A 15,070-nucleotide genomic window follows, 5' to 3' on the forward strand; every position below is an offset into this window, starting at 1 on the left:
AATGATGAAACCTTTATTTTCTCAGCCGCCCCGCATCGATGCGGGGCTGTTCTTCCTGCGCCTTACCGGCTGCCTGCTGTTGCTGTATGTACACGGCCTGCCAAAGGTATTCCATTTCAGCGAAGAACTGACGCGTATCGAGGATCCCCTTGGCCTCGGTCCTTATATGAGCCTGCTGCCGGCTATTTTTGCCGAAGTGATTTGCCCGCTATTTATCCTGGCCGGCGTATTCACACTCCCTGCCTGCCTGGCCGTTATCGGCGTGCTGCTGGTCGCCATGGTGTTTGTTCATCCTGACTGGAGCATGGCGGAAGGTCAGTTTGGCTGGCTGCTGTTGATTATCTTCACCACGCTGGCCATAACCGGCCCGGGACGGTGGCGGCTCGGTGGCGGTACGCGAAGAGAGGTACGTTATGGCGCAGGTTAACGATATTAACGATGTGACCGGGAGCGAGGAGATCGCTCCCGCTCCGGCGATCGCGTCCCCCTGGCAGCCGCTGCGTCAGCCGGTGTTTCGCATGCTGTGGCTCGCCACGGTTGTCTCCAATATTGGCTCATGGATGAACGATGTGGGCGTCAACTGGACTATGCTGACGCTCAGCGCCGATCCGCTGAGCGTGGCGCTGGTTCAGGCGGCAAGCAGCCTGCCTATGTTCCTGTTCGCGCTGCCTTCCGGCGTGCTGGCCGACATTATCGATCGCCGTAAATACCTGCTGTTTTCTCAGCTCTGGGTATTCATCGCGGCTGCGGGTCTGACAGTGCTTTCGTTTACAGGGCACGTCACCCCACTGGTGCTGCTGATCGCCGCCTTCCTGATGAGCATGGGCGCCGCCATGAGTTCGCCGCCTTTTCAGGCCATCGTGCCGGATCTGGTGAAAAAGGCGGAGCTGGGGCCGGCTATCGCGCTGAACTCGCTGGGTATTAACATCAGCCGCGCCATCGGCCCGGCGCTCGGCGGGCTGATCCTGTCTTTTGCGGGGCCGTGGATGGTGTTCCTGCTCAACGCCCTCTCCGTGCTGGGCGTCGCCTGGGTGCTTTACCGCTGGAAAGAATCCCCCAACGTGCAGCGCCTGCCGCCGGAGCATTTCTTTTCGGCGGTGCGCGCGGGCCTGCGCTACGTGCATGCTGCGCCGGTGCTGCGTAACGTGCTGGTCCGCACCGTGGCGTTTTTTGTGTTTGGCAGCGCCGGTTGGGCTTTGCTGCCGCTGGTTGCCCGTCGCGAACTCGGTCTGGGACCCGGCGGCTACGGCATTATGCTGGCCTTTATCGGCGTAGGCGCCATCTGCGGGGCGGTGCTGCTGCCTCGCCTGCGCAAGCATTTCAGCGCCGATCGGCTGATGGTGCTGGCCAGCCTGCTGTTTGCCATGACCCTGCTGGCGCTGGCGTTTATCCGCCATTTCTGGCTGCTCAACGCCTTTGAGTTCTTTACCGGCTTTGCCTGGATCACCGTGCTCTCCACCCTGAATCTGGGGGCGCAGCGCAGTGCGGCAAGATGGGTTAAAGCGCGTGCGCTGGCTGTTTATCTGACCGTGTTCTTTGGCTCGATGACCGTGGGCAGCGCGGTCTGGGGGCAGCTGGCTTCGCGCTACGGCATTCCGCTTTCGCTGTGCACCGCAATGCTGGGGATGGTGCTGGCCAGCCTTACCGTGCTGCGCTGGCGACTGGATAAGGATCCGGATCTGAATCTGGACGTCAGCGAGCTCAGCGAGCCGGTTCCGACGCTGAACATTCATCACGATCGCGGGCCGGTCAGGGTGAGCTACGAATATCAGATCCGCGCAGAAGACGCGCACGCGTTTACGGTCTGTATGCAGGACATGAGGCGCGTTCGCCGTCGCGGCGGCGCCATAAACTGGGCGCTTTATGAAGATATCTTCCAGCCCGGCATTTTCGTTGAAACCTTTGTGGTCGGATCCTGGATGGAGCAACTGCGGCAGCTTGAGCGCTACACCATGAACGATCGCAAAATTCAGAGCCGTGTTTACGCATTTCACCAGGCCGAACAGACGCCCGTTGTACGGTATCTGATTGCGCCTGAATAACCGCTGCTTTTTCATTCAACATCGCAAGGAAAAGACAATGAGCACGATTAAAACTGCTGACGGTACGCAAATTTACTTTAAAGACTGGGGCAAGGGTAAGCCGGTGCTGTTCAGTCACGGCTGGCCGCTGGACGCGGATATGTGGGACAACCAGTTGAACTTTCTGGCTGAAAACGGCTATCGCGTCATCGCTTTCGATCGCCGCGGCTTTGGCCGTTCGGATCAGCCGTGGACCGGCTACGATTACGATACTTTCGCCTCGGATATCAACGAGCTCATCACCAGCCTTGATTTGCAGAAGGTGACGCTGGTCGGCTTTTCGATGGGCGGTGGCGACGTTGCGCGTTATATCAACAACTACGGCACCGCGCGCGTGGATGGCCTGGTGCTGCTTGGCGCGGTAACGCCCGCCTTCGGTAAGTCCGATGATTTCCCGCAGGGCGTCGACCAGTCCGTTTTTGCCGGCATCCTGGCGGGATTGCGCCAGGATCGCGCGCAGTTCATCAGTGATTTTGCCGTACCGTTTTACGGCACTAATGCCGGCCAGACGGTTTCAGAAGGCGTACTGACCCAGACGCTGAATATTGCGCTGCTGGCTTCGCTCAAGGGCACGCTGGACTGCGTTAAGGCATTTTCCACCACCGACTTCCGTCCGGATATGGCGAAAATCGACGTGCCCGCGCTGGTTATTCATGGCAGTAACGATCAGGTGGTGCCGTTTGAATCAACCGGCAAGCTTGCCGCGGAGATGATTACAGGCGCGCAGCTGAAAGTGTATGACAATGCGCCGCATGGCTTTGCGGTCACCCATTCCGACCAGCTGAACGCGAATCTTCTGGCATTCCTGAAATCCCTTTAAGGACAGCGTAAGGCCCTGGTTTTAGGCTTATACAGGAGCACAGACCGGCTTTTCAGCCGGTTTTTTGCTTCGTGCTTCTCTTGCACGGGCAGCTGCAGACCTGCAGTCGGAAACCGGCACATCCGGAAGGAAATCACCTGCAATAACGTTCAAAGCCAGCCTCGCGCTGGCTCAGAGATCTTCCTGCGAAGCGAATCTCTCCAGAGCCGGGCCGTCAAGCCGGTATCGAACCCATTCGCTCAGAGGAAGCGCATCAATACTGCGGTAGAAATCTTTGGCTGACTTATCCCACTCCAGAACGTTCCATTCGATCCGGTTACAGCGGCGGCTAACGGCCAGCTGAGCGATATACTGCAACATGGCTTTTCCTGCGCCTCGTCCCCGGTAATCAGGAGTCGAATAGAGGTCTTCCACGTTAAGGCTGTAGCGACCTGGCCAGGTTGAATAGCCCAACGAGATAACCGCATAGCCGGCAATATCCCCCTCAATCTCGCAGAGATAGGCCTCCGCTGCGGTATCGGCAGAAAACAGGAACGTTCGGATTTCGTCAACATCTGGCATAGCCTCCGGCGGGCTTTCGCGGTAAACGGATAAGCCATTTATCATATTACAGATAGCATCCATATCTTCCGGACCGGCCTGCCGAATAATAACGCTCATAAACTTTCTCTCACCAATATAGTTTGCTGCCTGCAAGGATAATCGGTATTGTTCGATGAAATAAGTGCAATAAAATCAATGGCAGGTGAATTTCATGCATCATGTACTACGGCGTCTTGATCTCAACCTGTTGCCGGTTTTCGATGCTGTTTACCGACACCGCTCGGTCAGGCTTGCCGCCGCTGAACTTGCCATGAGCACTTCAGCGCTGAGCCATGCTTTGACGCGCCTGCGTGAATTTCTCAAGGACCCGCTATTTTATCGTGAGGGGCATAAGATGTGCCCCAGCGTATTTGCCTGCCAGCTGGCGCCTTATATAGCGGGATCGTTATCCACGCTCAATCAACACCTCAGCCCGTTACAGCCCTTCGATCCGCTTGCAAGCACGGAAACGTTCAGAATTGCCGTGACGGATTACACCGCCTTTTGCATATTTCCCGGGTTAATGAAGGAAACAGAAAAAATGGCGCCGGGCATTACTTTCGAGTTGTGCCATTTGCCATATAACCCAGCGCTAAAGGAATTGCTGGCAGGCGAAATTGACCTCGCGTTGAGTTTCAGCGAAGCGAATGAGGGTAAACATCAGGATTTAGAAGAGGTTGATTTATTTAGCGATGAGTTTGTCGTTATCAGTAATATTAATCGACTCAGCATGACGCTGGAGGACTACCTGTCAGCAGGGCACGTAGTGGTCACCCCGTGGAATGAGAAAAAAGGTTTACTGGATGCACACCTCGCGCGTCTGGGGCTGGAACGCAGGATCTCCCTGAGAACGCCATCGATGCTTGCTTCGCCACATATTATTGCTGAGAGCGATCTGTTGATGGCCATTCCTGCCTTTGTAGCCAGCAAGATTGCCGAGCTGGCCAGTATTAAAACCTTTCCCTTACCTTTTTATGCGCCTCCTTTTACGGTAAAAATATATTCTCACAAACGAAGCGGTAAAAAATCATCTACCGACTGGCTTAAAAAAGTTATTTTGCAAAGCATAAAAGAGAAAAAATAGCTTAAAACCTTCCATACGAGGTTGATGGTTTAGCATTACCCTGACTTAATTTTAAGAGCCTGCTCTGATATCTTTTTCCCCGAGGCGGCGGAGTTAGTAGCAAGGTAAGGGTTTTCATTCCAGCAATAAACCTGGGGAATAGTGTATTACAGGAAAAACGGCCTGATTTTTATTACTATCCACCGTAAAACACCGGCCGTTTTTTTTTGCTTCTCTTTATTTAGAGGGCACCCGGGTTTTCTACGCAGATAGACGAATAATTAAGCCATGCGCATAAAACAACGTCAATCCGGTTTTGTTTGCTGCGCAAAAGCGTAACGGCAGGTAAGCAAGTTTTAGATTTATGCATTTTGACGACGCGGCGTGCGCGGATTGACTATGCTCAGAAGCGTTCAGGCTTCCTCCACTTACTCCAGGAAAAATATTATGAAAAAATTATCTGTAATCGCCATCACTGCCGGAATGCTTTTGGTTATGAGTTCACAGGCTGATGCAAAAGGGTGCCTGAAAGGAGCCGCTGCCGGAGGCGTGGCAGGCCACGTTGCCCATCATGGCGTAGCTGGTGCAGCAGCAGGCTGTGCGGTTGGCCATCATATGGCTAAAAAGAAAGAAAAAGAAAAAGAGGCAAACAGCAAGCAGGAGCAGAAATAACAGCCAGGCCGATCAGATGTTTTTCGCCATTCGGCGGCGATCGCATAACAACCGCGCCACAGCGGTGGCATTATCCGTCGCTTTCAGGCAACGGGTAATGCCAATGACATCCGAACCGACGCGTAGTTAGCTAATGCTGACGGCTGTCTGTCAGAGCTGCTTTGACACAGCAGCCAGACCGCCTTCTTTTCGAACCAGGGCGTCAGGGAAAAGGCCGCCCGCTCTGGGGGTAAGCGCGTCTTATGGCGCAGATATCAGCTTATCGGTAAAACATGCCTGAACACTCGCTGTGGTAAGCAGAGCGGCGGCCCGATCTGCCGGTACGGGCCGGCTGAAAAGATAGCCCTGGCCGTAATCACAGCGTCGTTTTTGCAGCCACTCGAGAGTAATAGCGTCTTCAATTCCTTCTGCCGTCACCGTTACCTTCAGCTCCTGACACAGCGCCAGCAGGGTTTCCACTACCTTTTGCTGCTGCGAGACGCTCACAACGGTGGAGATAAACGAGCGGTCAATCTTGATCCGGGTAATACCAAGGCCCAGCAGAACCGACATATTGGAGTAACCAGTGCCGAAATCATCCAGCACCACGCCAATACCGTCGTCCCGCAGGGCACGAATAGCTCGTCTGGCCTCTTCTGAAATGGTCATCACGTTCTGCTCCGTCACCTCCAGCTCCAGCTGTACCAGTGCCGCTTGCCGCATAATGCCGGACAGGCGATCCGTCAGCACCGGGTTGAGCAGCTGCTCCGGCGTGATATTCAAAGACAGATGCAGACCTGCCGGCCAGCCTGGGGTGATGCGAACGACGGCCTGCAGCAGTTCAACAGTCAGAGTGTCCATCAGGCCCAGCTTTTCCACTACAGGAATAAACACCGCAGGTGCAATAACCTTACCGGGGCCGGGTATCCAGCGCGCCAGGATCTCGAATCCGGTAATGCGGCCCGTTTGCAGGGAGACAATAGGCTGCAAAAAAGGGACGATGGTATGGCTTTTGATAGCCTCGGTAACGTCGTGCTCGAGCTTTTCCCTCTGGAGAAATCGTTGCTCCATATCCGGTGAGAAATGGGCCAGATGCAGCGTTTTGTCCCGTTTAGCTTCGTACATGGCCAGGTCCGCCGCCCGCACCACGCCAGAGCTTCCGCTACAGGTTGAGCAGGCTACGCCTACCGACAGGCCCAACATGGTATCAGGCCCGGTCCGGATCTCCGCAGCGCGCTGACGGAGGGTTGCAGCAGTTCTGACCGCCTCTTCAGGCTGCCCGCCCCCTGAAGTCATAGCAAATTCATCACCGCCGATGCGGAATACATGGGTTTCCGGGCCGGCAGCTTCTGCCAGCAGGCCTGCCAGAGAAATCAGCGTGGCATCCCCCTGATGATGCCCGTTCAGGTCGTTGATGCTTTTAAAGTCGTTGATGTCGAGTAATGTCAGAAAATAAGGCTGCCCGACCGCTTCAAGCTGGGCAATACGAGCGCTGAATGCTCTCCGGTTACCCACGCCGGTCAGCTCATCGGTATCGGCCAGCCGAAGGGCATTTTTTTCAGCGGCAAGCATTTTGCGTATGAGCCTGCCGATCAGCAGGCCAGGAATGATCATGGCCAGCAGAGCAAAGGCAGAGGACGTCAGGATAAACCTGAGCCTTTCGCTGGTTTCAAAATCGGCGCTATAGCCCAGACCGAGCAGCACGGAAATCTGCGCCTCAAGTCCGTACTCCCATAAGGTGGAAAGCAAAAATATGGTTACAATATTAAGCATTGCTAACCATAAAAGTTTCAGGTGCATCCGAGGACCCCGGCAATATAATTAGTTGAATATTCAGTAGTTATCACTAAAAAACGCAATTTAATTCTGCATAATATTGATGGCATGCCGAAAATCATGTTATTTATAATGAAATAAATCTATTGGAATAAGTATTTACCTCTGGCAAGTTGCAGACGCCCTGCCCATCCTTTGCCAGGTGCGATAAAAGAAACCCAATCCTATATCGGCAGAATTTGCCAAATTAACAGGCCATGTCGGTAAATTTTATTCACTATTGCAGATTGGCGCTGTAAATTTGCCTTATCAGGCGAAACGGCCATAGAAAAAGTCAGGCTATTGTCGTGAAGAAAATAACCGCTACCGACGACTTTTTCGGTTTCTTTTTCAGGCCCCGAGAAGGCGATCGGAGAAATATGCTGATGTAATCCGCACAGAGTTATAATGATTATGATTTATAACTCAAGAGACTGCTTAGATTTACCTTTAAAATGTCGATAAAATAAAAAGCAAAGGCCACCCTATTACCCGGTGATTTTAGAAAAACTTATCTTACTTCACCTAAGGGCATATTTAATTCTTGTTCAGGCCCTGAAATCCGCAATCCATTTTCAGGCCAGATTACGGATCCCACGCTTAAGCGGCCAATGCCATTTACTCTGGCCTATCAATAATGATGATGCGATGAGCAACGGCGATAAGATCTTTTTCAACAATATCAGGCTGTTTGCCAACGCGTAATACCGCATTGCCCGGACGAGCAACCAGTGCACCTTTCCAGCCGCAGGCTGTTGCGCCCAGGATATCCCAGGTATGCGCAGCGACAAGCCGCAACAAATCGGCATTCACGCCGAGCCTCTGTGCCACGCTGGTGTAATTCTCCGTGGCCGGTTTGAAACGTTTGACCTCTTCAACCGAGAACTGCTTTTCAAAAAAGTGAGCAAGGCCCGATTGTTCCAGTATCTTCTGGCCAGCCTGAGTGGATGAATTGGTGAGCGTCACCAGACGAAATCCGGCTGCCCGCAGCATTTCCAGCGCGGGCAACGCATCCGGGTGAGCAGGAAGCGTCGCCAGACGCTGCCGAAATTCATTTATGTCTTGCTCTGAAAGTATGGTACCTCTTATCTCAGCCACCATTTGCAACACGGCTACAGCAAGCTCGCCAAAGGGCATGTAACTGCCGCTGAGAGTAAGCGACTGGGAATAAATGATTAATTCAGAGAACCATTGGCGCAAAATTCGTTCGTCACCAAATACCCTTTTAAAAATGGGGTTCAGCGCCCCTGTATCCAGAAGCGTTTCATTGACATCAAAAACTATTATCTTATTGCACATTATTTCCCCCTCTGATTAAAGGTTAAGTGTAGATGCAGATTGCGTGATGGCAATATTTTGGAAGTATTGTATCGGTTGACAGGAATCTCTTTCCGCTTAAAAATATAAGTCACCCTTCCAATTTTCACTAAACATATATTAAGGATGTGTTTATAAATTATATTGTAGTTATTTTTATTTGGAAAATTACATCTGAACGAAGAAAGCGTTAATACCTATGGACGTGATTATCCTTTCCTGTTTGTTCAGAAAATCGGACATCCTGAATACAATGGTTTTATGTAAATCGCCATAGAGATTTATTATTTTCATGCATTTAAAATTTCTTATTTTACCTGTTATCGGCTGCTCAAAAAAAGCAACGCCGACTGTTGATATTTACAGGAATGCGCTGACAGATAACGGGATTATAAATCCGTTAGTTAACGGCATTGCCAGCATGGTGGAATCAAGAGCAGAGGGTAAAGTGCTATTACCTCCATTCAAATCCAAATCATGAAATTGAAACCTATAATTACTTTGTCGGCCAGGATAATCAATCTGTTAATCTGCATTCTGGCGGGCACCAGCGTATACAAAAGGTAATTAAATAAAGCTCGTTCACTCTGATGGTGGCAGAAAAACATCAGGATAGCAACATCTCATTTTCATAGATAAAAAATCAAATAATTCATGATGTTATTTTTTTATAAAGTTAAAAAAAATAAAATTAAAGGGTAGTTTTTAGAAAAGACGATTTTCTTGCCGACCTGACTATTCCTGTTTATAAAAACCTGCCCAGGTATACAGAGGAATGGGATGATAATCATGTCACAAAAATTGAGATCGTTCACAAAAAATAATGGCGAAGCCTTTTTATACTTAGCAACCGATGCAAACTGGCATCATCTTTATAATAAGATGCACTGGGAAAGCGATACATTACCTTATCAAAGCTAAGCTTATTCTGAAAAAATCAGATTTTTTAATCATCCTTATCATGAGTCCTCTGTACCAATGGCTATCCTGCTTTAGCCCAACGAATGACTATTGTGGGAAAAACCGGCTCCGGCATTAACGGCAACAGGCTATCAGCGGTAGCGCCTGTTTTAACCAACCGTTACCACTTTGGGTGATTTTTAACCTTTCAGCCGCATTCAGCCGTAAATTAATGACTTTATATAATGGGACTTATATAAAGTCAGGACATCAGGCCCGGAAGCAGGTATGCTTTTCTTCCAGGCGGGTTCACAGCAAAAAGCGACTGTGTATCTCTCGGCATACGTGATTGAAATGCAGCCTGTAAACTGGCATCGCTACGTAAATTATTAGGGGATTAGCCCCTCTTACTCATGCAGAATTCACGTAGCGCGATCGGAAAAAATTGAGGAGATTATCAGACGAAAATGGGTGAAATCATAGCCAACGGTATGGTATCGGCCCTTACCGCCGATGAAGATATTGCAGCACGGCTAAAGGAGTTCGTGCAGGACAAAGATGCCTTTTCATCCAATACCTGGCGGCAGCTACTTAGCGTGATGCGTGTCTGCTATCGCTGGGCCAGGGAGAATGCACGCACCTTTTTGCCTATGACTGACGCCGATCTTCGCGATTATCTCAATTTCCTACAGCTGACAGGGCGAGCTTCTTCGACGATTGCTACTCATGCTTCACTGATTTCGATGTTACACCGTAACGCCGGATTGACGCCACCAAACACTTCGCCGATCGTTTTCCGTACTATCAAAAAGATTAACCGCGTGGCTGTCGTAGGCGGCGAGCGTACCGGTCAGGCGATCCCTTTCCGACTCGCTGACCTGATGAAGCTTGATAGCCTGTGGTTTAATTCCTCTTTACTGAGGGAGAAACGCAATCTGGCTTTCCTCCATGTTGCGTATAATACACTGTTGCGCGTCAGCGAACTCTCCCGCCTTCGGGTCCGCGACGTCACCTTTGCCGATGACGGACGCATTATTCTTGATGTGGCCTGGACAAAAACTATCGTACAGACGGGCGGACTGATTAAGGCACTCAGCAATCTTTCTACCCGGCGGCTGATGGAATGGATTGCGGCTGCGGGGTTGGCCGCAGAACCGGATGCTTTCCTGTTCTGTCCGGTTCATCGTTCTAATAAAGCGGTAATTATCGCCGAGCGGCCGCTCAGCACCCCCTCTTTTGAAACTATTTTCGCCCATGCCTGGCGAACGGCAGGGCATTCAAAATCAGCGAAGCTGAACAAAAACCGCTATGGCGGCTGGAGCGGCCATAGTGCCCGCGTCGGTGCGGCGCAGGATATGGCGAAACAGGGCTATGCCGTGGCGCAAATAATGCAGGAAGGAACCTGGAAAAAACCGGAAACGTTGATGCGCTATATCCGTAACGTTGATGCTCATCAGGGAGCCATGGTGGATTTAATGGAGAAGAAGCCCTGATTTGCCCGCTATGCAGTTGCGCCGCTCCCCTGACGCTGGCGCATAAAATGCCCGTTAGCGGTCCGATCCTGACAGGCATTTTATCCACAGAAAAAGTGGATAGCCTGTGCACAGAAAAGTATGGTTTTATGCCAGCGGTCGATTCTTTACAGTAATCCCTGCGGATGGCCCAGCCCGACAAAGAGTTTGAGCTACCGCCTTTTAAGCCAGCTGTTGTACCAGCCAGGAGGCGACTGTATTATTCAACCGGTTAATTAACAGGGATTTTTCAATCAAATAAGGGAGAGGGCTGATGAAAGCTTTACGGTCAATGTGCAGCCAGTCCGTTCACCACGCATGCAGTAAAAACAACTATGTCTGATAAAAAAGCAAAGGGCGGAAAGAAAACCTCGCCAACGCCACACGACCTGGCATTCAAGCAGTTCCTGACCCATCCCGATACCGCGCGGGATTTTATGCAGCTGCATCTGCCGTCAGAACTGCAGGCCGTTTGCGATTTCAACACGCTAAAACTGGAGTCCGGGAGTTTTATTGAGGAAAACCTGCGTCCCTATTTTAGCGATGTGCTTTACAGTCTGAAAACAGCTGCAGGTGACGCCTATGTGCATGTTTTGATTGAGCATCAGTCCACACCGGACAAGCACATGGCCTTCCGGCTTTTCCGCTATGCAATAGCGGCTATGCAGCGCCATCTGGACGCCGGTCATAAAAAGCTGCCGCTGGTGATCCCGGTTTTATTTTATACCGGCCGGCGCAGCCCCTATCCTTACTCCACACGCTGGCTGGATGAATTTGCCGATCCGGTGCAGGCTGAAAAGCTCTATAGCGGTCATTTCCCCCTCGTCGACGTTACGGTTATACCTGACGACGAGATCATGGAGCACCGCAGTATGGCGGCCCTGACGCTGCTGCAAAAACATATCCACCAACGCGATCTGGCCGAGCTGCTGGATCGGCTGGCGACGCTTCTGCTGAAGGAACATGTTACAGGACAGCAGCTGGCATCGCTGATAAACTACCTTATACAGGCAGGCGAAACTTCAGACGCAGAGGCCTTTGTACGTGAACTGGCACAACGGGTGCCGAAACATGAGGATGCACTGATGACCATCGCGCAACAGCTTGAACAGAAAGGCATTGAAAAAGGGCGGGCCGAAGGTATTCAGCTCGGCCGACAGGAAGGCAGATATGAAGGCAGGCTTGAAGGAAAGCTCGAAGGCAAGCTAGAAGGAAAGCTTGAAGTAGCCCGCACTATGCTGCAAAACGGCCTCGATCGTAACACCGTGATGAAAATGACCGGTCTTGGCGAAGAAGAACTGGCGCGGATCAGGCATTAATGGTGGCAGGTGCTTAGGCCAGGGTTACGATCGCTGCGGGTGCCGAAAAAATGTACCCTGTTGGCTGGCTGTGCAATACGCCAGGCCGCGTTATTATACCTGGCTCCGACGTATTGCATTGAAAAGTATGCAGAAACCGCACCTGAAATCACTTTTCGATTTAAATTATTCCACACATCCCGCATGCTATACCTGCCTTCAGCACCCGATTTTCCCAATGACCAAATCCAAACGGGCACGTAGGTTTGTATAGCCCAATCCGCCCTTACTAAACCTCTTATAGCGTTGCAATATATCGCGAGAGAAAACGGCGCTGCCTGTCGATAAACCCAGGCTCAGACGGGACCAATAATATCCAGACGCAGCCCCTGCGCCTGAAGAATTTCTTTGCAGGTATCGGGTAAATCAGTATCGGTGATGACGTGACTAAAAGGGTGTTCAGGGGCGAGCGGATACGGATGGATCTGACCAAATTTCGACGAGTCGGTCAGCGCAATAGTATGGGTGTTTTTAGCCATCAGGGCGTTAACGACATCGCAGCGCAGCATATTACGACCGGTAAAACCGGTCAACGCGTCCCAGCCATCTATGCCGATAAAGACCTTATGGAAGTTGAGGTGCTGGATACAAAGTCGGGTCAGCGGCCCTACCACGGATTCGCTGCTTTTTTGATACAGGCCGCCAAGAATAATAACCTCCCCACCCGTCTCCCTGAGTAATCCGGCAATATAGTGGCTGACCGTAATAATGGTAATGTCCCGTCTTTCACTCAGCTCCCTGGCCAGCAGCGCGTTGGTACTGCCTCCCTCAATGAAAACCGCCTCTCCGGCATTCACCAGTGAAGCCGCATGCTCTGCGAGACGTTTCTTGACGGCATAGCGGGTGCGCATCCTTGCGCCCACATCATCACTTTCAGGCGCAACGGCCGATCCGTGCACGCGACGCAGAAAACCGCCTTTTTCCAGCACGTTCAGATCCTGACGTACCGTTACCTCGGAAACACCAGTGATTTGAGAAAGTTCGCTGACGCTGACGCTGCCGCGTTCACTGACGAGCTGAATAATATTCTGATGACGTACGTTCATGGTGCCTGCCGGTAAGCTTTTTTAGCAAGCTTACCAGAAAGACAGGCCGCTACAAATGCTGCCGATCCGCCGAAAGCGGGTCGGCAAGGGTCTCATTCCAGTCCGAGACTGCGGCGCCCGTTCGCGTTCAGCTTTTCAGAGGTGAAGCGACCTTTCCAGGTGACTTCATAATCTTCCTGTGGAAAATCGGCGGGCGATTCGCCTGATGCCAGCGCCTGCGCAACGGCGGCCGCGCAGACGGCGTTCTTGTCACAGAGAGGCGCGGCCGGGATATACATTACATTTCCCCAGCCCTGCTGATTTTCTACCGGGGCAACGGAATGAATAACATCACAATGCCACCAGACTGAATCCCCTGCCTGGAGTGAAGGTATTGAGCACAATCCCTGAATCAGTTCAGGATGCCATTTTTCCGACACCGGCAGCACTTTCCCGGGCGCAACGCCGCACAGTTCCTCCTCCGGGACATCTTTCAGTAGCGGGCGCAACAGCAAATAAGCCATTGCTTCGGGCACCGGCACGACATGCAGCAGCCCCTGCCCGACCTGCATATCAGAAAGCGCCGTCCAGCCCTGAAAGGTACGAAATGCCGAACATTTTGTTGTGGTGCCGGCCTGGTACTCATAAACATCGGTACGCCAGGCTGCGTCCCACGGATCGTATTCATTAAAACGGTTCGAGAAAATTTTGCGGAACACTTTTTGATAAGCAGGAAGCAACCACCGCTCCAGCGCGCCTGAATCTGTATGCGCACCCAGCCCTTTTGAGGTTGTGCCCGGCAGACGACGTCGTATGCGGTCGGGATAGATGATGTTCACATCAGGCTCAAACCAGCGTATACCCGCCGATTCGAATTTCCAGAGCCGGTTCAGGAAAGCCTGAGTTTGCGCCATGGCGTCGCTCTGCCGCGCTTCCATCTGAGCCGGAGACCAGTAAACAGGGTAGATTTCAGGGCGTGAAGCGTCGAGGCTACCGAAAAAGTTGTCACCAGGCCCCTGGTACACGCCATCGAAATCGTTGGCGTCCAGGTAGTCGAGCATCGATTTATCCCATCCCAGCGCCTGCTCACGGTTGAAAGTTTGCCTGACCACCACACACCCCCTGCGGCGAATATAATTCTTGGTCTCTTCCGAAACACGTCCTGCGGCAATCTCTTGCAGGCTGACTTCCGGCCATGCGGAGCCCTGCTGCTGTTCTTCGGTACGTGCCGCCTTGAGCTCGCCGACAATCTTCGCTCTTACCTGTTCGAATAATCCTTCCACATCGCCAATTTCTTCCCTGAGCGCCTTTTTCATCAGGCGTATATTTTGCTTAGCGTCTTCTGGTTGATCGACTGAAGTGAAGCTGGTGTCCATGGTGCTCTCCGCTGCTTTCGCCATCTTTGTTTCGAGTGAAACAAATATAACCTTCATTCACAATAAAGGACCAGTATTCAACATCTGTTTAACAATGAAAGTCTGATGAAGATCACATTAAAGGGCTTAAAAACAGCGCAAGGGCATTTGGATGAAGGGTAGTCAGTAATAAAGAAGGGTTATCGGCCGTGTTTTAAGAGCATTTTTCACTGTTGTGCACGGCCGAAAGGCCCATAAGCGGAGGCATAAATGAACGCGCTGTCATAAGCATGGATCGGGGAAGCTACGAAGAAAATTCATCAGTTGATAAGTCTGGTTCTGGAAACTGACCCATTATTTTCTTATCAGGCTGGTGCCCATTTATTATCTCTTACCAGTGCGGTGTTGTCAGATGACAGCCAGTGGAAGGCGCGGAGGTTTAAAGGATCTTCAGCCGGGAGGGAGAGCGAGGGGGAGCCATTGTCTGTAACATCGGCAGGTGCGGAGAAGATTAAACAAATATTTTCGACGGTTTGTACTGCTCAGCATAAAGAAGTCTGTCAGGAAAAATCTGTGTCACAGCGTGGTCCTG

Annotated in this window: 12 protein-coding genes; 7 read left to right on the forward strand and 5 right to left on the reverse strand. The window is 51.6% G+C overall.

Annotated features, from left to right (window positions below; translation table 11 throughout):
- Position 1 precedes the first annotated feature (1 nt).
- From ACMGEE_RS20710 to ACMGEE_RS20720, 3 genes are read left to right on the forward strand one after another with little or no spacing between them, the layout of a single operon-like run.
- Entirely contained in the window at positions 2 to 427 is a 426-nt protein-coding gene (locus tag ACMGEE_RS20710) for a DoxX family protein (RefSeq protein WP_436830572.1), read from the forward strand.
- A complete protein-coding gene (locus ACMGEE_RS20715) occupies positions 414 to 2,042 on the forward strand; it encodes an MFS transporter (protein WP_301253007.1) in 1,629 nt (542 codons plus the stop codon). The genes ACMGEE_RS20710 and ACMGEE_RS20715 overlap by 14 nt, the downstream gene beginning before the upstream one ends.
- 37 nt (positions 2,043 to 2,079) lie before the next feature.
- Entirely contained in the window at positions 2,080 to 2,901 is an 822-nt protein-coding gene (locus tag ACMGEE_RS20720) for an alpha/beta fold hydrolase (protein WP_436830573.1), read from the forward strand.
- A gap of 171 nt (positions 2,902 to 3,072) precedes the next feature.
- Here ACMGEE_RS20720 and ACMGEE_RS20725 read toward each other — a convergent pair whose 3' ends face one another.
- Complete coding sequence (locus tag ACMGEE_RS20725) at positions 3,073 to 3,561, reverse strand: GNAT family N-acetyltransferase (RefSeq protein WP_253461395.1); 489 nt, start codon at positions 3,559 to 3,561, stop codon at positions 3,073 to 3,075.
- A 94-nt stretch (positions 3,562 to 3,655) separates the two neighbouring features.
- Between ACMGEE_RS20725 and ACMGEE_RS20730 the strand changes: the two genes are divergently transcribed.
- Positions 3,656 to 4,567: a LysR family transcriptional regulator gene (locus tag ACMGEE_RS20730; RefSeq protein ID WP_436830574.1), complete on the forward strand. Its 912-nt coding sequence runs from the start codon at positions 3,656 to 3,658 to the stop codon at positions 4,565 to 4,567.
- A 426-nt stretch (positions 4,568 to 4,993) separates the two neighbouring features.
- Positions 4,994 to 5,218: a hypothetical protein gene (locus tag ACMGEE_RS20735; protein WP_301253013.1), complete on the forward strand. Its 225-nt coding sequence runs from the start codon at positions 4,994 to 4,996 to the stop codon at positions 5,216 to 5,218.
- A gap of 240 nt (positions 5,219 to 5,458) precedes the next feature.
- On the opposite strand, the gene ACMGEE_RS20740 is transcribed toward ACMGEE_RS20735, so the two are convergent.
- Positions 5,459 to 6,970, reverse strand: a complete 1,512-nt coding sequence (locus ACMGEE_RS20740) for a putative bifunctional diguanylate cyclase/phosphodiesterase (RefSeq protein WP_436830575.1) — start codon at positions 6,968 to 6,970, stop codon at positions 5,459 to 5,461.
- Positions 6,971 to 7,630: 660 nt separating this feature from the next.
- On the reverse strand, positions 7,631 to 8,311 hold the full coding sequence (locus ACMGEE_RS20745) for a haloacid dehalogenase type II (RefSeq protein ID WP_436830576.1): 681 nt from the start codon (positions 8,309 to 8,311) through the stop codon (positions 7,631 to 7,633).
- Between the two features lie 1,385 nt (positions 8,312 to 9,696).
- On the opposite strand from ACMGEE_RS20745, the gene ACMGEE_RS20750 reads away from it, so the two are divergent.
- Both ACMGEE_RS20750 and ACMGEE_RS20755 read left to right on the forward strand, forming a co-directional pair.
- Entirely contained in the window at positions 9,697 to 10,722 is a 1,026-nt protein-coding gene (locus ACMGEE_RS20750; protein ID WP_436830577.1) for a tyrosine-type recombinase/integrase, read from the forward strand.
- Positions 10,723 to 11,075: 353 nt separating this feature from the next.
- Complete coding sequence (locus ACMGEE_RS20755; RefSeq protein WP_253461407.1) at positions 11,076 to 12,059, forward strand: Rpn family recombination-promoting nuclease/putative transposase; 984 nt, start codon at positions 11,076 to 11,078, stop codon at positions 12,057 to 12,059.
- A gap of 335 nt (positions 12,060 to 12,394) precedes the next feature.
- Here ACMGEE_RS20755 and ACMGEE_RS20760 read toward each other — a convergent pair whose 3' ends face one another.
- Both ACMGEE_RS20760 and ACMGEE_RS20765 read right to left on the reverse strand, forming a co-directional pair.
- Complete coding sequence (locus ACMGEE_RS20760; RefSeq protein WP_253461409.1) at positions 12,395 to 13,144, reverse strand: DeoR/GlpR family DNA-binding transcription regulator; 750 nt, start codon at positions 13,142 to 13,144, stop codon at positions 12,395 to 12,397.
- Positions 13,145 to 13,236: 92 nt separating this feature from the next.
- Positions 13,237 to 14,499: a YbiU family protein gene (locus ACMGEE_RS20765; protein WP_436830578.1), complete on the reverse strand. Its 1,263-nt coding sequence runs from the start codon at positions 14,497 to 14,499 to the stop codon at positions 13,237 to 13,239.
- Positions 14,500 to 15,070 lie beyond the last annotated feature (571 nt).

The organism is Erwinia artemisiae (assembly GCF_051400835.1).
In the GTDB taxonomy this organism is placed as follows: domain Bacteria; phylum Pseudomonadota; class Gammaproteobacteria; order Enterobacterales; family Enterobacteriaceae; genus Erwinia; species Erwinia aeris.